Raw genomic sequence first — 16,998 nt, 5'->3', positions numbered from 1 at the left:
CTCGTGCATCGGAGGCGGCGCGCTCAGCCCTCGCGGAGCCGTGCGGGCACGAGGACCACGGCGCCGAGCGGCGGGACCGCGAGCCGCACGGAGTGCTCCCGGCCGTGCGCCGCCACCGTCTCGGCGTGGACGCGGCCGAGGTTGCCCACGCCGCTGCCGCCGTAGACGGTCGCGTCGGAGTTGAGGACCTCGAGCCAGGTGCCGCCCTCGGGCAGCGGGACCCGCAGGTCCAGCCACGGCTCGGGGGAGAAGCTCAGCACCACGACGACCGGGTCCCCGGCGCCGTCGCGGCGCACGAACGCCACGAGGTTGTGGCCCGCGTCGTCCCCGATCAGCCACTCGAAGCCCGCGGGGTCCTGGTCCAGCTCGTGGAGGGCCGGGAGCTCCGCCTGCAGCGCGTTGAGGTCCTTCACGAGCTGCTGGACGCCGCGGTGCAGCGGGTACTCGACGAGCCACCAGGGCAGGCCGTCCTGCTCCGACCACTCGGTGCCCTGGGCGAACTCGCTGCCCATGAACAGCAGCTGCTTGCCAGGATGGGTCCACTGCAGGGCCAGGTAGACGCGCAGCGAGGCGGCCTGCTGCCAGTCGTCGCCGGGCGCCTTGCGCAGCAGCGAGCCCTTGCCGTGGACGACCTCGTCGTGGGAGATCGGCAGCACGAAGTTCTCGGAGTACTGGTAGACCATCGAGAAGGTCAGCTCGCCGTGGTGGTGCTGACGGTGCACCGGGTCCTCGCCGAGGTACTCGAGGGTGTCGTGCATCCAGCCCATGTTCCACTTGAAGCCGAAGCCCAGTCCGCCGGCGTCCGTGGGGCGCGTGACCCCGGGGAACGAGGTGGACTCCTCGGCGATCATGACGATGCCCGGGGCCCGCTTGTAGGCGGTCGCGTTGGCCTCCTGGAGGAAGGCGATCGCCTCGAGGTCCTCCCTCCCGCCGTGGACGTTGGGCACCCACTGGCCCTCCTCGCGGGAGTAGTCCAGGTAGAGCATCGAGGCGACGGCGTCCACGCGCAGGCCGTCGACGTGGAACTCCTCGAGCCAGTAGCAGGCGTTGGCGACGAGGAAGTTGCGCACCTCGTGGCGTCCCACGTCGAACACGTAGGTGCCCCAGTCGGGGTGCTCGCCGCGCCGCGGGTCCGCGTGCTCGTACAGGGGCGTGCCGTCGAAGCGGCCCAGGGCCCACTCGTCCTTGGGGAAGTGGGCGGGCACCCAGTCCATGATCACGCCGATCCCCGCCGCGTGCAGGGCGTCGATCAGCGCGCGCAGCTCGTCCGGGGAGCCCAGCCGCGAGGTGGGGGCGTAGTAGCCGGTCACCTGGTATCCCCAGGAGCCGCCGAAGGGGTGCTCGGCGAGCGGCATGAACTCCACGTGCGTGAAGCCCATCTCGACCACGTAGTCCACGAGCTCCGTCGCGAGCTCGGTGTAGCCGAGGCCCGGTCGCCAGCTCGGCAGGTGCAGCTCGTAGATCGACATGCGGGAGCTCACGGGCTGCTGCTGCGCACGCCGGGCGAGCCAGGCGTCGTCCGTCCACTCGTAGTCGCTCTCGGCGACGATCGAGCCGGTCGCGGGCGGGACCTCGGCGCGGCGGGCCATCGGGTCCGCCTTGTCCCGCCAGGTGCCGTCGGCGCCGAGGATCCGGAACTTGTAGACCTCTCCCGCGCCGATCCCGGGCAGGAAGATCTCCCACACGCCGGAGGCGCCGAGGGAGCGCAGGGCGGTCTGTCGGCCGTCCCAGCCGGAGAACGCGCCGATGACCTGCACGGCCCTTGCCCCGGGGGCCCAGACCGCGAAGGAGGTGCCCGGCACGCCGTCGACGGTGCGCACGTGCGCGCCGAGCGCGCGCCACAGCTCCTCGTGGCGGCCCTCCCGGATGAGGTGCAGGTCGAGCTCGCCGAGGGTGGGCAGGAAGCGGTACGGGTCCTCGACCTCGACCGCGGGCTCCCCGGCGGCCCAGGTCACGCGCAGACGGTAGCGCTCGATCTCGGGGCGGTCGACGACCGCGACCCAGATGCCGTCGTACTCGTGCTCCATGGGGACGGAGGTGCCGTCCTCGAGCACCACCTCGACCGCGTGCGCGAGCGGCTTGAGGGCGCGGACGGTGACGGCGCCCTCGTAGGGCTGGGCCCCGAGCACGGAATGCGGGTCGTGGTACGAGCCGGTCGCCGCCGCGCCGAGCTCGTGGACCGCGAGCTGCAGCCGGGAGGGGCCGGCGTCGGGTGTCGTCCGGTCACCGGCGGGTCCGGCGCCTGCGGGGACGACGGGGGTCGCGTCATCGGACATGGGGGTCCTCCTCGGGTCGGACGATGCGCAGCACGTGCGCGGGGCGGTCGTGCGGGTCGAGGATGACGAAGGGGTCCTCGCCCCAGGTGAAGCGCTCCCCGGTGAGCAGGTCCTCGACCTCGAAGGACGCGCCGACGTCGAGGGCGCCGAGGTCCAGGGAGAGGCGGGTCCAGGCGCCCCGGTCGTGCACGGTGAGCGAGGCGACGAGCACCGTGTCCGCCTGCCCGGTGGGGGACTCGTCGGCCGGCAGGTGCTTGGAGAACACGACGACGTCCGCGTCCTCCGCCTCGTGGAAGCGGATCGTGGTGAGGGTCTGCAGGGCCGGGTGCTCGCGACGGATCCGGTTGAGGTCGCCCAGCAGCGGCTCGAGGCTCGTGCCCTGGGCGAGCGCCCCGGCGAAGTCGCGCGGCCGGTACTCGTACTTCTCGTTGTCGATCTGCTCCTCCGCGCCCGGGCGGGGGACGTCCTCGACGAGCTCGTAGCCGGAGTAGATGCCCCAGGTGGGCACGAGGGTCGCGGCGAGGATCGCCCGCAGCGCGAAGGCCGCCCGGCCCCCGGAGCTCATGAACGGGGTGAGGATGTCGTGGGTCGTCGGCCAGAAGCTGGGGCGCATGTAGGGGGCCGCCTCGACGAGCTCCTCGAGGTACTCCTGGAGCTCGGCGGGGGTGTGGCGCCAGGTGAAGTAGGTGTAGCTCTGGTGGAAGCCGACCTTGCCCAGGGTGTGCATCATCGTGGGGCGGGTGAACGCCTCGGCGAGGAAGACGACCTCGGGGTGCTTCTCGTCGAACTCCGCGAGCAGCTGCTCCCAGAAGCGCACGGGCTTCGTGTGCGGGTTGTCCACCCGGAACAGGGTCACGCCGTGCTCGACCCAGAGCTCGAGCACGTCGCGGATCGCCGCGTACAGGCCCTCGTAGTCCGTGTCGAAGCTCAGCGGGTAGATGTCCTGGTACTTCTTCGGCGGGTTCTCGGCGTAGGCGATCGAGCCGTCCGGCCGCACGACGAACCACTCGGGGTGCTCGGTGACCCAGGGATGGTCCGGCGAGCACTGCAGGGCCACGTCGAGGGCGACCTCGAGGTCGAGCTCCTTCGCACGGGCGACGAAGGCGTCGAAGTCCTCCATGGTGCCGAGGTCCGGGTGGATCGCGTCGTGGCCGCCCTCCGCGGCGCCGATCGCGTAGGGGGAGCCGGGATCGCCCGGCCGCGGGTCCAGCGAGTTGTTGCGGCCCTTGCGGAAGGCGGTGCCGATCGGGTGGATCGGGGTCAGGTAGGCGACGTCGAAGCCCATCGCGGCGACGCGGTCCAGGGAGTCGGCCGCGGTGCGCAGCGTGCCGGAGACCCAGCCGCTCTCCGGGTCGAAGCGCGCGCCCTCGGAGCGGGGGAACATCTCGTACCAGGAGCCGAACAGGGCGCGGGGGCGGTGCACGACGAGCGCGTGGGGGCCGGAGACGGTGACCCCCTCGCGCAGCGGGCGCACGTCGAGCACCCCGCGGAGGTCCGCGGCGAGCGCCGGGGCCACCCGCGCGGCGGGGGAGAGGGAGGAGTCCTGGAGGCTCGCGATCGCGGCCTCGAGCAGGGGGCGGTCAGCGGCGGGGCGGGTGCCGTCGGCGATCTCGGCGAGGGCGGCGCGCAGCACGGCGACGCCCTCGGCGCACACGAGCGGCTCGTCGATGCCGGCGGGGATCTTCACCTCCGCCACGTGGGCCCAGGTGTCGTACGGCGAGGAGAAGGCCTCGATCCGGAAGGACCAGTGACCCGCGGAGTCCGGGCCCACGCGCGTCTCCCACAGGTCCAGGCCGGGGTTCGTCGAGCGCAGGCGGCGCACGGTCTCGGCGCCCTGCGGGTCCGTGAGCACCACCTGCACGCCCATCGCGTCGTGGCCCTCGCGGAAGGCGTTCGCCGTGATCCGGACGCTCTCGCCGACGACGCACGAGGCGGGGAACCGACCGCCGTCGACCACGGGGGTGACGCCCATGATCGGGATCCGGCCGACGCCGGCGTCCAGCGGGTCCGGCGCCGTGGCTGCCACGGCCGGGGCGGCGGTGGTGGACGGTGCGGCGTGCTGCAGCGGGCGGCTCCCGCTCCCGGTGGGAGCGGTGGTCGCCGGGGTCCGGTCCAGGGGGGACGACGAAGATGACACGAGCTCTCCTGACTGCGCGGACGCGCGCCCGCACCCGGGCGCGGTGACGGTGCTCACCCTAGCCGTCCCGCCGGGGTCAGGGCTCCACGATCCCGACCACGAGGACGCTCCCGGGGGCGATCAGGCGGGAGCCCGGGGCCAGGGGAGCGGAGGGGAGGGAGGACATGTCCTCGAGATCGCTGTCGAAGAGCACTCGGGCGACCCCCTGCGGCCAGGGCGCGCCGGGGAGGTGCAGCGGCACCGGCTCGGACTCCGCGGAGACGACGATCAGCAGGTGCTCGGTCGCCTCCCCGGTGCCGGGCTCGCCCGGGATCCCGGGCCGGAGCATGGCGAGCAGGTGCCGGGTGGGGTCCATCCAGTCGGCATGGGTCATGCCCTCGCCGTCGGCGCGGAACCAGGCGACCTGCCCCGGGTCCAGGGCCTCGGCGTGAGCGGGCTGGAGGAAGTGAGGGGTGCGCAGCGAGGGGTGGGCCGCCCGCAGCTGCAGGAGCCGTCGCACGGCCTCCCGCTGGACGCGGGCGAGCTCGTCGACGTCCCAGCTCAGCCACGAGATCTCGTTGTCCTGGCAGTAGGCGTTGTTGTTGCCGCGCTGGGTGCGGGCGATCTCGTCTCCGGCGGTCATCATCGGGGTGCCGGAGGCGAGGATCAGGGTCGCGAGCAGCGCCCGCTGGGTGCGCAGCCGCTCCCGGCGCAGGGACTCCCGCGCGGCGCCGTCCTCGGGCTCGCCCTCGACGCCGTGGTTCCAGGAGCGGTTGTTCCCGGTGCCGTCCCGGTTCTCCTCGCCGTTGGCCTCGTTGTGCTTCTCCTCGTAGGCCGTGAGGTCGTGGAGGGTGAAGCCGTCGTGGGCGCTCACGTAGTTCACGGACGCCCAGGGGGAGCGGAGGCTGCGCCCGGGCGGCAGGTGCTCGGGGTCGCCGCCGGTGAAGAGGTCGCTCGATCCCGCGAGCCGGGTCGCGAGATTCCGGACCCCGCCGACCGCCCGGTCGCCGGAGCGCTCCCGGTGGGCGCGGTCGGAGAGCCAGAAGGAGCGCACGTCGTCGCGGAAGGCGTCGTTCCACTCGGCGAAGGGCGGCGGGAAGCCGCCCGTCTGCCAGCCGCCGGTGCCCACGTCCCAGGGCTCGGCGATGAGCTTCACCCCGCGCAGCACCGGGTCGGTGACGATCGCGCGCAGCAGCGGATGATCGGGGCGGAAGCCGCCCGCGTCCCGGCCGAGCGTCGCGGCGAGGTCGAAGCGGAAGCCGTCCACGTGCATCTCCTGGACCCAGTACCGCAGGGAGCCCAGCACGAGGTCCACGACGTGCACGGAGGTCGCGTCGAGGGTGCCGCCGGTGCCCGTGACGTCCTGGAAGGAGCCGTGGTCCATCGCGTAGTAGGCGAGATTGTCCAGTCCCCGCAGGGACAGCGAGGGGCCCTCCGCCCCGCCCTCCGCGGTGTGGTTGTAGACGACGTCGAGGATGACCTCGAGCCCTGCCGCGTGGAGGCTGCGGATCATGGTCCGCACCTCGTCGAGCACCGCCTGCGCGCCGGCGCGCTGGGCGGCGGCGGTCGCGAGCGAGGGCTCGGGCGCGAAGAAGGAGAGCGAGGAGTAGCCCCAGTAGTTCGTGAGGCCCAGGCGGGTCAGGTGCGGCTCGTCCATCGCCGCGTGGATCGGCAGCAGCTCGACGGAGGTGACCCCGAGCTCGCGCAGGTAGCCGGTGATCGCGGGATGGCCGAGCCCCGCGTAGGTGCCGCGCAGCGGGGCCGGCAGCGCCGGGTGGAGGCGGGTGAAGCCCTTGACGTGGAGCTCGTAGAGCACGGTCGCGTCCCAGTCCACGAGCGGGCGCAGGTCGTCCTGCCAGTCGAAGTCGTCCCGCACGACGACGGACCACACGGCCTCGGGGCCCGAGTCCACGGGGCTGGGCTCGGCGGCGGGGCCGACGGCCTCCAGCATCGAGTCCACCTCGAAGGGGAAGAAGGAGCTCAGCAGCGGCGAGGCGTGCGAGATGCCGCGGGCCGTGGGGTCCAGCAGCAGCTGGCGCGGGTTCCCAAAGAGCCCGGCGCCGGGGTCCCAGGGTCCCTCGACCCTCAGGCCGTACTGGGTGCCGGGCAGCATGCCGGTCACGTGGTCCCAGCGCAGGCCGCCGTCGAAGTGCCGCAGGCGCTGGCGCCGCTCCGCCCCGGAGGAGCGCACGCACAGGTCCACCGCGGTCGCGCGGGGGGCGGCGACGGCGAAGGTCCCGCGACCCAGCTCGTCGACGACGAGCCCGGGGGAGGTGGGCGCGAGCGGCGGGGTCGCGCGGTCGAATCGGTCTGCCTGCACCCGCGCATTCTCCCACCCGGGGGCCGGCCGCCGTCCCCGCGCCTGAGCCGCGGCGACGCGACCTGGACCACAGCGGCTAGGATCGGCCCGGTGCCCCGCGCTCCGCTCCGGGGAGGGCCGGGCGCCGGCGCGGCCCGGGGGAGCCGGGACCCGCACCGCAGCGGACCTCACGGTCCGTCCACGACCGCAGACCGCTAGGCGCACGCCGCTCCGACGGGGGACACGCAGCACATGACACAGCCACCCATCCCGCAGCCCGCCGCGCGCGGCGCCGCGCCCCAGCCGTCACCCCAGGTCCAGGCGTCCGGGCATCCCGCCCCCGCGCAGCCCGGCGCGCAGGCGACCGGTCGTCCCCGCCGCAGCGGCGACTTCGCCGCTCCGGGCGGCGCCGCGATCGCCCCGGGTGACATGGAGCGCAGCGCGGAGATCGTGCGCACCATCTCGCGGGTCTTCGGCTCCCGCGTCGTGGGCCAGGAGAACCTCCGTCTGACCCTGCTCACCGCGCTCGCCGCGGGCGGCCACGTGCTGCTCGAGTCCGTGCCCGGCCTCGCCAAGACGACCGCCGCCTCGGCGCTCGCCTCCGCGATCTCGGGGTCCTTCTCGCGTATCCAGTGCACGCCCGACCTCATGCCGAACGACATCATCGGCACGCAGATCTTCAACTACGGCACGAGCACCTTCACGACCCAGCTGGGCCCCGTGCACGCGAACGTCGTGCTGCTCGACGAGGTGAACCGCTCGAGCGCGAAGACGCAGTCCGCGATGCTCGAGGCGATGCAGGAGCGGCAGACCTCCATCGGCGGCGAGATCCACCGCCTGCCCGAGCCGTTCATGGTGCTCGCGACCCAGAACCCGATCGAGGAGGAGGGCACGTACGTCCTCCCCGAGGCGCAGATGGACCGCTTCCTCATGAAGGAGGTGCTCACCTACCCGCGTCCCGGCGAGGAGCACGAGATCCTCGACCGCTCGACGGCGGGCAGCCTCACCGGGCCCCGCGAGAGCGTGGGCACCGTCTCCCTCGAGGACATCCGCTTCCTCCAGGAGAAGGTCGACCAGGTCCACGTCGACCCGGCCGTCAAGCGCTACATCATCGACCTCGTCTTCACCACGCGCGGCTCCGGCCCCCGCCCCGTCCCGAACCTCACGCAGTCCGTGCGGGTGGGCGCGAGCCCCCGCGGCTCCCTCGCGCTGATGCGGGTGGGCCAGGCGCACGCCCTGCTCCACGGCCGCGACTACGTCACCCCGGACGACGTCCGCGCCATGCGCTACGGCGTGCTGCGCCACCGCCTCGTGCTGACCTTCGACGCCCTCGCCGGCGGCATCAAGCCCGAGCAGATCATCGACGCGGTCTTCCACGCCGTGCCGATGCCCTGATCGGTGCCGACGAGCACGCGGAAGGAGGTCACGCCATGGCGACCTCGCTGATCACCCGGGTCAAGGCCCGGGTGGACCTGCACACCTCCCACCGCGCCCGGGGACTGATCCAGGGCCGCGGCCGGTCCCTGTTCAAGGGCAGCGGCGAGGACTTCGACGACCTGAAGTACTACCAGCCCGGGGACAAGATCTCCGACATCGACTGGAAGGCGACGGCCCGCTCCGGCGAGCCCCTCATCCGCCAGTTCAACGAGGAGCGCGTGCGTCACCTCTCGATCGTCGCGGACACCTCCTCCGCCATGTCCGCGACCGCGGCGGACGGCACCTCCAAGCGCGACGCCGCCGTGATGGCCGCGGGCTTCATCTGCTTCCTCGCCCAGCGCAGCGGTGACCTCGTGGGGCTCGTCGGCGGCTCCGAGCGCTCGCCGATGCAGCTGCCCGCGCGCTCGAGCGACGGACATCTCGAGCTGCTGCTGCGCTCGATCCAGCAGGGCACCACGGCGAGCTCCCCGGCGCCGGACAGCGCCTGGCTGCTCGAGCGCGCCTTCCGCGTGACCAGCCGCTCCACCCTCATGACGATCATCACCGACGAGGCGCACCCCTCCGTCGAGGACTTCGCCTCGCTGCGCCGTCTCACGACCCGCCACGACGTGCTCGTGGTGCGGATCCGGGACGCGGACCCGCTGCAGGCGGAGGCGCTCGAGAACGACGTGGTGGACATCGAGGACCCGCGGGACCTGACCTCTCTCGCCCGCACCTCGAAGCGCGTGCGCCGGGACGTGGAGAACTATCGCCGCGCCCGTGAGGAGGGCATCACCGAGATGCTCGACCGCCTCCACCTCACGCACGTGATCACCGAGGGGGAGTCCACCGTCGTCGAGGACATGATCGCCATGCTCCGCTCCCGGGAGTACCGCCATGCCCGTGCCTGAGCCCCTGCTCGCCGCGGGCACCGTGCTCGCCGAGCCCGCCCCGCCGGAGATCATCGACCCGCCGCAGTACTCCGTCGCCTGGCTGATCCTCGCGGCGCTGTGCGTGATCGTCGTGGCCGCGCTGATCGTGGGCACGCTGCGCATCACCCGCGGCATCGAGCGGCGCATCGCCTACCGGGCCCGGCCCACGGACGTCGACACCCTGAAGGCGGAGTTCCTGCGCGCGGTCAACGACCTCGCCGACCGCCACGAGGCGGGGGAGCTCGACACCCGCGAGGGCCACCAGGAGCTCACCGCGATCATGCGCCGCTTCGTGCGGCGCACCACGGGGCACGACGTCACGAGCCAGGATGTCGGCACGCTCCGCGCCGACCCCCGCACCCGCGAGGTGGGCGAGCTGATCGCCGCGCTCTACGAGCCGGACTTCGCCGCCGCCTCGGACACCGCCCTGCGCGACTCCGTGCGCCGCGCCCGGGAGGTGGTGCGCCGATGGTCATGACCCTGTGGTGGGTGACCCTCCTGCTCCTGCTCGCCGCGATCGCGGTCTGGGCGATCACGTTCTGGAACCGCCGGGCGATGCGGCGCTCCCCGGTGGTGGTCGCGAACAGCCGATTCATGGACCGCATCCCGAGCTTCACGCGCGCCCAGCGGGTCGCCGGCGTGCTCCGGGTGGCGCTCGTCGGCGTCACCGTGATCGGTGTGCTCTCCTCCTCGGTGCTCTCCGGGCGGGTGGCCTCCGAGCGCGTGGAGACGCCGTCCTTCGCCTCGCGGGACATCGTGCTGTGCCTGGACGTCTCCGGGTCGATGTACGAGTACGACACCCAGATCCTCGCGACCTTCGCTGAGCTCGTGGACTCCTTCGACGGGGAGCGGGTGGCGCTGTCGATCTTCAACTCGACCAGCCGCACGGTCTTCCCGCTCACCAACGACTACGACCTCATCGAGAAGCAGCTGCGCGAGGGCTCCGAGGCGATCGACTTCGACGAGTTCGGCTACCGCCTGCGCCAGCGCGACTACTCCGAGGACAAGGTGCGCCAGTACGTCGACTTCGTCGACGGGACCCGCGGCGTCGCGGACCAGGCCTCGATCGTGCCCGACGGCCTCGCCTCGTGCGCCCAGCTGTTCGACCAGGCGGAGGAGGACCGCTCGCGCTCGATCATCTTCGCGACGGACAACGAGGTCAACGGCGAGTCGATCTTCACGCTCGACGAGGCGGCGGACGCCGTCACCTCGCGGGACATCTCGCTGTTCACCTTCTACCCGGGCGCCTACGAATGCGGTCCCGAGTGCCTCGAGGAGCTCCGCAGCGCGACGGAGTCCCATGACGGGAAGCTCTACCAGTCCTCGGACCCGCAGGCGATCCCGACGATCATCCAGCAGATCCAGAAGAGCCAGGCCCAGGAGATGGGGGCGGAGCCGGTGCTCGTGCGCAGCGACCACCCCGGGCCGATGTTCGTGCTCACGCTGCTCGCGCTGATGGCCGTCCTCGCGCTCGGATGGAGGTCGCGATGATCCGCCTCGAGCCCCTGCTCACGCCGTGGGCCGCGGTCCCGCTTTTCGGCGCGATGCTCGTGCTGTGCGTGGTGCTGCTGGTGCGGCGGCCGCGCCAGCGCACGGCCTGGCTGCGGCGCTGCCTGATGGTCCTGCTGCTGCTCGTCGTCGCCCTGCGCCCCGTGACGCCGCTCGACGACCGCCAGACCCAGCGCATGGACGCGAACGTGTTCTTCGTCGTGGATCGCACCGGATCGATGAACGCCGAGGACTACGGGGCCGACGGCGACCAGCCGCGGCTCGAGGGCGTCAAGGCCGACATGACCCGGATCATGGGCATGACCGAGGGGGCGCGCTACTCGATCATCGCCTTCGACTCGACCGCGACCCAGCAGCTGCCGCTGACGACCGACGCGGGCGCCGCGAAGGCCTGGATCGACACGCTCACCACCGAGCCCACCGACTACTCGCAGGGCTCGAACGTGGACCGGCCGCTGCAGGCGCTGACCACCGCGGTCACCGAGACCCAGCGGGAGGACCCGGACTCCTCGGTGCTCGTCTACGTGCTCTCCGACGGGGAGAACACCGACGGCAAGGAGACCCAGCCGTACTCCGCCGTCGCCGGATTCGTGGACGGCGGCGGCGTGCTCGGCTACGGCACCGCCGAGGGCGGGCCGATGAGGGCGCAGGGCGGGGCCCACGACGGGGACTACATCACCGACGGCTCGGGCCAGCAGGGCCTGTCGAAGATCGACGAGAAGCAGCTGCAGACGATCGCCGGGCAGATGGGCGTGCCCTATCTGCACCGGACCTCGCCGGACGAGCCGATCGAGGGCACCATGGACGGCGTGACGCTGCGCCCGGTGCCGATCGAGTCCACCCGCGAGACGACGAACTTCCGCGACTGGTACTGGATCGCGGCGATCCCTCTCGCCGCCCTGATGATCTGGGAGCTCGGCGAGATGACCTATCGCCTGCCCCGCAAGCTCGACCGGCACGACCTCGAAGGAGCCTCGCGATGAGCGCACCCGTGCAGGATCAGCCCTCGTCGACCCCGGCGACCCCGTCGGCCCCGTCGTCGGGCCCGTCCGGACGGCCTGAGGGGGACCCGCTGCACCAGGACGCGGGAGGCCGCCCGGCGGACTTCGGGCTGAACCGGCGCCGGCTGCGCCGCACCCGGATCATCGTCTTCGCGGTGCTCGCGCTGCCGATCCTCTTCCTGTCCCTGCTCGCGGTGAAGTTCGTGTCGATGCCGATCACGCAGGCGTACCACCAGTCCGCGTACGGCGACGGCGACTACGAGGGCGCGATCGAGCGCCTCGCGCCGGTCTGGGTGGTCAACCGCTTCGAGCCCTACCTCCCGCACCTGACCAAGGGCACGGACCTGCTGCGGCAGGGGAAGGACGCGGAGGCCGAGGAGGAGCTGCGGGCCTCGCTCTCCGCGTGGGAGGCGGGCACGGACCTCAACCAGCCGGCCCACGCCCAGTGCAAGATCCTCAACAATCTCGCGATCTCCATCGAGAACCAGGCCGACGAGCTCACCGATCCCACCCAGAAGGCGGATCGTCTGTACGAGGCCGAGGAGCTGCTCGCCCCGTGCGCGGGCGGCGGCGGAGGCGGCGAGGGTGAGGGCGAGGGCCAGGGCGGCGGCGGAGGCGGCGGCACCGGGAACGAGGACGAGGGCACCACCGGCGAGAACGGCGAGCGCATCAAGGAGAAGCGTCGCGAGGCGGACGAGCAGGCCGGCAAGGACCCCGACGCGCGCGGTGAGGACGGCTCCGAGAGCACCGACCCCGGGGGCGGTGAGCCGATGGACCCCGGCACCCCGAAGCACGAGGACCCCGAGGGCGACGGCCCCACCGAGGAGGCCACGACCGAGGGCCCCACGGAGGACCCGGACAAGGGCGACGAGCTCGAGCAGCGCAACCGCGACGCCCAGGGCGGCGAGGGCGAGGAGACCGAGGGCGGCACCGACGAGGACCCGTCTCAGCCATGGTGAGCGCCCTCGATCCCGCCGCGCCCGATCCCGCTGTGCCCGATCCTGAGGAGAGCGCGCCGCGTCGCGCCTACCTCGACCATGCGGCGACGACGGTCCTGCGGCCGGCCGCGGCCGAGGCGTACCTGCGCGCGGCGGCCGTGCGCGGCAACCCCTCCGCGATGCACGCCTCGGGCCGTGCCGCCCGGACGGTGCTCGACGACGCCCTCGAGGAGATCGGCGAGCTGCTCGGGGTGCCGCGCAGCTGGCTGATCATGACCTCCGGGGGCACCGAGGCGGACAACCTCGCTCTGCGGGCCGCCCCGCTCGGCGTGCTCGCGCAGGACCCCGCCCGCACCGCGGTCGCCGTCTGCGCGACCGACCACCCCGCTGTGCTCGCGACCGCGCGCTCCCTCGCCCCGACGATCGAGGCGCGCGAGCTCGCCGTGGACGCCGCGGGGCTGCTGGACGCCGGGGCGGTCGAGCAGGTGCTCGCCGACGGCGCCGTCGGCGTCCTCAGCGCGGCGCTCGTGAACAACGAGACCGGGGCGCGGCAGGACGTCGCCGCCCTCGCCGCCGCGGCCCGTCGCCACGGCACCCTCGTGCACACCGACGCCGTGCAGGCGCTCGGCCACGTCGACCTCCCCGCCCTCGAGGACCTCGACCTCATGTCGCTGACCGGGCACAAGATCGGCGCCCCGGTGGGGGTCGGCGTGCTCGTCGCCCGGCCCGAGGTGCCCTTCGCCGCGCTCTCGACCGGCGGCGGCCAGCAGCGCGGCGTGCGCTCGGGCACGCTCGACGGGCCGCACGCGGCGGCCTTCGCCGCGGCGCTGCGGGAGGTGCTCGCGGAGCGGGCCGAGCAGGCGGGCCGCCTGCGGGAGCTCGCGGCGCGGATGCGGGAGGGGATCGCCCGGATCGACCCGGAGGCCCGCTTCACCCTCCCCGAGGACTCCCCGCAGTCCGGGCACATCGTGCACGTGGTCTTCCCCGGGGCGGACTCGGACGCGCTGCTGTTCCTGCTCGACGAGCGCGGGGTGGACAGCTCCGCGGGGTCCGCGTGCTCCGCAGGTGTCACCCAGCACAGCCCCGTCCTCGCGGCGATGGGCATGGACGCGGCCCGCTCGCGCGGGGCGCTCCGGCTCTCGCTGGGGTGGACGAGCACCGCGGAGGACGTCGACCTGCTGCTCGCGGCGCTGCCGGAGTCGCTGCGGCGCGCACGGGCCGTGGGGGCCCTCGCCCGCTGAGCCGGGACGCTGGACGCATCTCACGCCTCCGCGGTGCGGGGGAGCGGGGCACGGCTCCGTAGACTCGCCCGGGACACGGAGGAGGTGCGCGGGATGAAGGTGCTCGCGGCGATGAGCGGCGGGGTGGACTCCGCCGTGGCGGCGGCCCGCGCCGCCGAGGCCGGCCACGAGGTGGTGGGCGTGCACATGGCCCTGTCGACCTCGCGCGAGGCGCGGCGCACCGGATCGCGCGGCTGCTGCACGGTCGAGGACGCGGAGGACGCCCGCCGCGCGGCGGAGCGGATCGGCATCCCCTTCTACGTGTGGGACCTCTCCGCGGACTTCCACGACCTCGTCGTCGAGGACTTCCTCGCCGAGTACGCCGCCGGCCGCACCCCGAACCCGTGCGTGCGCTGCAACGAGCGCATCAAGTTCGCCTCCCTCCTCGAGCGGGCCACCCTGCTGGGCTTCGACGCCGTCTGCACCGGCCACTACGCCTCCGTGCGCGCCGAGGGCCCGGGCGGCGCCGCCTCGCTGCATCGTTCGCGGGACGCCCGCAAGGACCAGTCCTACGTGCTCGCCGTGATGGGCCCGGAGGCCGCGGCCCGCTCCCTGTTCCCGCTCGGGGAGATGGAGGACAAGGCGGCCGTGCGCGCCGAGGCCCGCGAGCGCCGGCTCGGCGTCTCCACGAAGCCGGACAGCTACGACATCTGCTTCATCCCCGACGGCGACACCCGCGGCTTCCTCGAGCGGAGCCTCGGCGAGGCCCCCGGCGAGGTCGTCGACACCGAGGGCGCCGTGCTCGGCCACCACCGCGGGACCCACGGCTTCACCGTCGGCCAGCGCAAGGGTCTCGGCGTGGAGCGCCCCGCGGAGGACGGCCGGCCCCGCTACGTCGTCGACGTCGACCCCGCCTCCCGTCGTGTCGTCATCGGTGCCTCCGAGCTGCTCTCCACCACGGAGCTCGAGGCGACGGACCTCGTCACCTTCGAGGAGCTCGAGCCGGGCCGTGCGGTCTCCGCGCAGATCCGCGCCCACGGCGAGGCCGTGCCCGCGCAGGTCTCCTCGATCCCGTCCGAGGGCGACCCGCTGCTGCGGGTGCACCTCGAGCAGCCGGTGCGCGGTGTCGCCGCCGGCCAGACCCTCGTCCTCTACGACGGCGACCGCGTGCTCGCCGCCGCGACCCTGGAGCGCCGCACCGCATGAGCCCCGCCCCGACCCTCGTCACCCTCGCTGGTGACGGCACCTTCCGCGCCCCCGATGCCTCCCGCATCGAGCGGCTGGACCTGCCGGCGGATCCGCCGCTCGCCGCGCTGATGCGCCTGCGCGCCCTGCTCGGCGACGACCTCGATGCGCAGATCGCGACCCGGCTCGCGCTGCCCGCCGCCCTCGGCTCGGACCCCACCGACCACCTGCTCCCTGCGACGCTCTCGCTGCTCTCCGGCATCACGGGGGACCTCGCCCCCTACGGCTGGCGGATCGGTCCGGGCCTCGGCCGGGCCTGGGCGCATGCGACGGACCTGCGCGGTCGGATGCTCGACGCGGCCCGCATCGCCCTGCTCGGCTACGAGGGACCGCTGCAGAGCACCGTGCTGGGGCCGGCGACCCTCGCCGCCTCGACCTTCGTCGCGACCGGGGAGCGGACGCTCTCGGACACGGGCGCCGTGCGGGACCTGCCGCTGCTGCTCGCCGAGGGGCTCGCGGAGCACCTGCACGCCCTGCGCGAGCGGGTCCCCGGCGCCGCGCCGCACCTGCTCGTGCGGGAGGACGCCGTCGCGGCCGTGGTCGCCGGTTCGATCCCCACCCCCTCGGGGCGCCGCCACTACGACCCGGTGCCGCCGGCGCGTGTGGCCATGCTCTGGCAGAGCCTGCTCGAGGCCCTGCGCACGGGCGCGGGGCTCGATCCCGCGCAGGTGACGCTCGGGGTGGGCGCCGACGCACGGCTGATCGCGGAGGCCCGCACCGCGGGCGCCCGTCGGCTCGCTCTCGCCCCGCGCCGCCTCCCCGCCCTCGCGGGGGCCGGGCGGGCGCTCTGGGAGGAGATCGCGAACGCGCACGAGGCGGGCGTGGCGCTCGAGCTCGTCGTGGACCCGCGCCCCGCCGGCGGCATGGAGCGTGAGCTCGGGGCGGTGCTGCGGATCTGGCACGAGCTGGGCTACGCGGAGTCCGACGCCGCCGGGTTCACCCTCATCGCCCACACGGGCGCCTCCCACCGCGTCCACGAGGGACGCACGGATCCCTCCACGGCTCCCGCCATCGAGGACCTGCTGGATGAGGACGCGCTCGTCGCCCTGCTGCGCGCCGCCCCCGCCTGGGCGGAGCGCGTCGCGGACTGACCGGCGCGAGGGCCGGCGACGCGCCGGTTCAGGAGCCGTTGACGAGGTCGCTGTCCTCGGTGAGCGCGTCCTCGGGGCCGACGGGGAACGCCTCGAGCCGGGGATCGGCGAGGATCGCCGCCACGAGCTCCGCGGATCCCGCGACGATCGTCGAGTCCCAGTCGATCTCCGAGGCGAGCGCCCACTCGTGGCCCGCGGGCCACAGCAGCTGTGGGGTCATCCCGGCACCCCACTCCTCGGACCATCCCCACCTCGCGGTGCGCGGCCAGGACGGGTCGGCGAGCTCGCGCGCGGAGGTGGAGAACAGGAGCATCTCCCGACCCGGCCAGTCGAGGAAGGGACCGGACAGCGCCCGCGCGCGGACGTCGCGGGGCACCGCGTGCTCCGTGACCGGGGCGGTGTCGGGCTGCTCGTCGGCCTCCCCGTCGGTGACCAGCGCGACAAAGCGCACGCCGCCGTGGTGCAGCTCGCCGTGCCCCGTCCAGAGACCGGCGACGAGCTGCTGCGGGGTCGAGGTCGCCGGGGCGAGATGCTCGGTGAGCGCCGCGAGCAGGTCGGTGTCCAACAGCCCCTGCTCGGGGGACTGCACGCTCCAGTCCCCGGGCAGCTCCGGATCCTGCTCGCCGCCGGTCAGGGAGCGCCACTGGACCAGCGGATGCATGGTCGCGCCCGTGCGGGCGGCGACGTCCGCCCAGCGCCAACGGCCCTCCTCGACCGTCGTCGGGATCCCCCAGGAATCGGTGTCGGCCGGATCGACCCGCCACGCCGGGACCGGGTGCAGGATGCGGGCATAGGCCTCGAAGCCGGTGCCGGCCACGCCGTCCACCTGCGCCCAGCCGCCGGCGCGGGCCAGCAGCCAGTCACCGGCCCTCACGTCCTCCATCAGCTCCATCCCGGCACCCTATCGACGCGAACGGGGGATCGAGGGGGAGCGGGGTGGGTGGAGGGTCGTCGG

13 protein-coding genes are annotated in these 16,998 nt (G+C 73.7%); 9 read left to right on the top strand and 4 right to left on the bottom strand.

From position 1 onward, the window contains the following. Positions 1-23 precede the first annotated feature (23 nt). From glgB to glgX, 3 genes are all read right to left on the bottom strand, one after another. A complete protein-coding gene (gene glgB, locus ABD080_RS13055) occupies positions 24-2,276 on the bottom strand; it encodes a 1,4-alpha-glucan branching protein GlgB (RefSeq protein ID WP_343905457.1) in 2,253 nt (750 codons plus the stop codon). Then, positions 2,266-4,302, bottom strand: a complete 2,037-nt coding sequence (locus ABD080_RS13050; protein WP_343906103.1) for an alpha-1,4-glucan--maltose-1-phosphate maltosyltransferase — start codon at positions 4,300-4,302, stop codon at positions 2,266-2,268. The genes glgB and ABD080_RS13050 overlap by 11 nt, the downstream gene beginning before the upstream one ends. Before the next feature lie 187 nt (positions 4,303-4,489). After that, a complete protein-coding gene (gene glgX, locus ABD080_RS13045) occupies positions 4,490-6,712 on the bottom strand; it encodes a glycogen debranching protein GlgX (RefSeq protein ID WP_343905455.1) in 2,223 nt (740 codons plus the stop codon). A 231-nt stretch (positions 6,713-6,943) separates the two neighbouring features. Here glgX and ABD080_RS13040 point away from each other — a divergent pair, with 231 nt between their 5' ends. The 9 genes from ABD080_RS13040 to ABD080_RS13000 all read left to right on the top strand — a co-directional run bounded on the left by ABD080_RS13040 (position 6,944) and on the right by ABD080_RS13000 (position 16,043). Next, a complete protein-coding gene (locus ABD080_RS13040; protein ID WP_137770502.1) occupies positions 6,944-8,086 on the top strand; it encodes an AAA family ATPase in 1,143 nt (380 codons plus the stop codon). A gap of 35 nt (positions 8,087-8,121) precedes the next feature. Further along, complete coding sequence (locus tag ABD080_RS13035) at positions 8,122-9,018, top strand: DUF58 domain-containing protein (RefSeq protein WP_137770503.1); 897 nt, start codon at positions 8,122-8,124, stop codon at positions 9,016-9,018. Next, the gene (locus ABD080_RS13030; RefSeq protein ID WP_343905453.1) at positions 9,005-9,517 is read left to right on the top strand and encodes a hypothetical protein; all 513 of its coding nucleotides are present in this window, start codon (positions 9,005-9,007) and stop codon (positions 9,515-9,517) included. Before ABD080_RS13035 ends, ABD080_RS13030 begins: the two co-directional genes overlap by 14 nt. Next, positions 9,508-10,530, top strand: a complete 1,023-nt coding sequence (locus tag ABD080_RS13025; protein ID WP_343905451.1) for a vWA domain-containing protein — start codon at positions 9,508-9,510, stop codon at positions 10,528-10,530. The genes ABD080_RS13030 and ABD080_RS13025 overlap by 10 nt, the downstream gene beginning before the upstream one ends. Beyond that, positions 10,527-11,531, top strand: coding sequence for a vWA domain-containing protein (locus tag ABD080_RS13020; RefSeq protein WP_343905449.1), 1,005 nt, complete (start codon positions 10,527-10,529; stop codon positions 11,529-11,531). Before ABD080_RS13025 ends, ABD080_RS13020 begins: the two co-directional genes overlap by 4 nt. Further along, positions 11,528-12,508, top strand: a complete 981-nt coding sequence (locus ABD080_RS13015) for a hypothetical protein (RefSeq protein ID WP_240811080.1) — start codon at positions 11,528-11,530, stop codon at positions 12,506-12,508. Before ABD080_RS13020 ends, ABD080_RS13015 begins: the two co-directional genes overlap by 4 nt. Beyond that, positions 12,502-13,728, top strand: a complete 1,227-nt coding sequence (locus tag ABD080_RS13010) for a cysteine desulfurase family protein (RefSeq protein ID WP_343905446.1) — start codon at positions 12,502-12,504, stop codon at positions 13,726-13,728. The genes ABD080_RS13015 and ABD080_RS13010 overlap by 7 nt, the downstream gene beginning before the upstream one ends. Positions 13,729-13,821: 93 nt before the next feature. Then, a complete protein-coding gene (mnmA, locus tag ABD080_RS13005; RefSeq protein WP_264451563.1) occupies positions 13,822-14,913 on the top strand; it encodes a tRNA 2-thiouridine(34) synthase MnmA in 1,092 nt (363 codons plus the stop codon). Beyond that, on the top strand, positions 14,910-16,043 hold the full coding sequence (locus ABD080_RS13000; protein WP_343905444.1) for a hypothetical protein: 1,134 nt from the start codon (positions 14,910-14,912) through the stop codon (positions 16,041-16,043). Before mnmA ends, ABD080_RS13000 begins: the two co-directional genes overlap by 4 nt. A 28-nt stretch (positions 16,044-16,071) precedes the next feature. Here ABD080_RS13000 and ABD080_RS12995 read toward each other — a convergent pair whose 3' ends face one another. Next, positions 16,072-16,935 (bottom strand): hypothetical protein, encoded by an 864-nt coding sequence (locus tag ABD080_RS12995; protein WP_343905442.1) that lies wholly within the window; start codon positions 16,933-16,935, stop codon positions 16,072-16,074. Between the last annotated feature and the right edge of the window lie 63 nt (positions 16,936-16,998).

This window comes from Brachybacterium rhamnosum, from assembly GCF_039526185.1.
Classification (GTDB): domain Bacteria; phylum Actinomycetota; class Actinomycetes; order Actinomycetales; family Dermabacteraceae; genus Brachybacterium; species Brachybacterium rhamnosum.
Note: the sequence above shows the minus strand (reverse complement) of the source record. Positions and strands in the feature narration are given on the sequence as shown.

Bases quoted from the DNA above. Each gene is read 5' to 3' on its own strand.
- ABD080_RS13025 (WP_343905451.1), top strand. From the start codon at position 9,508: ATGGTCATGACCCTGTGGTGGGTGACCCTCCTGCTCCTGCTCGCCGCG.
- glgB (WP_343905457.1), bottom strand. From the start codon at position 2,276: ATGTCCGATGACGCGACCCCCGTCGTCCCCGCAGGCGCCGGACCCGCC.
- ABD080_RS13030 (WP_343905453.1), top strand. From the start codon at position 9,005: ATGCCCGTGCCTGAGCCCCTGCTCGCCGCGGGCACCGTGCTCGCCGAG.
- ABD080_RS13000 (WP_343905444.1), top strand. From the start codon at position 14,910: ATGAGCCCCGCCCCGACCCTCGTCACCCTCGCTGGTGACGGCACCTTC.
- ABD080_RS13020 (WP_343905449.1), top strand. From the start codon at position 10,527: ATGATCCGCCTCGAGCCCCTGCTCACGCCGTGGGCCGCGGTCCCGCTT.
- mnmA (WP_264451563.1), top strand. From the start codon at position 13,822: ATGAAGGTGCTCGCGGCGATGAGCGGCGGGGTGGACTCCGCCGTGGCG.
- ABD080_RS13010 (WP_343905446.1), top strand. From the start codon at position 12,502: ATGGTGAGCGCCCTCGATCCCGCCGCGCCCGATCCCGCTGTGCCCGAT.
- ABD080_RS12995 (WP_343905442.1), bottom strand. From the start codon at position 16,935: ATGGAGCTGATGGAGGACGTGAGGGCCGGTGACTGGCTGCTGGCCCGC.
- ABD080_RS13035 (WP_137770503.1), top strand. From the start codon at position 8,122: ATGGCGACCTCGCTGATCACCCGGGTCAAGGCCCGGGTGGACCTGCAC.
- ABD080_RS13015 (WP_240811080.1), top strand. From the start codon at position 11,528: ATGAGCGCACCCGTGCAGGATCAGCCCTCGTCGACCCCGGCGACCCCG.
- ABD080_RS13040 (WP_137770502.1), top strand. From the start codon at position 6,944: ATGACACAGCCACCCATCCCGCAGCCCGCCGCGCGCGGCGCCGCGCCC.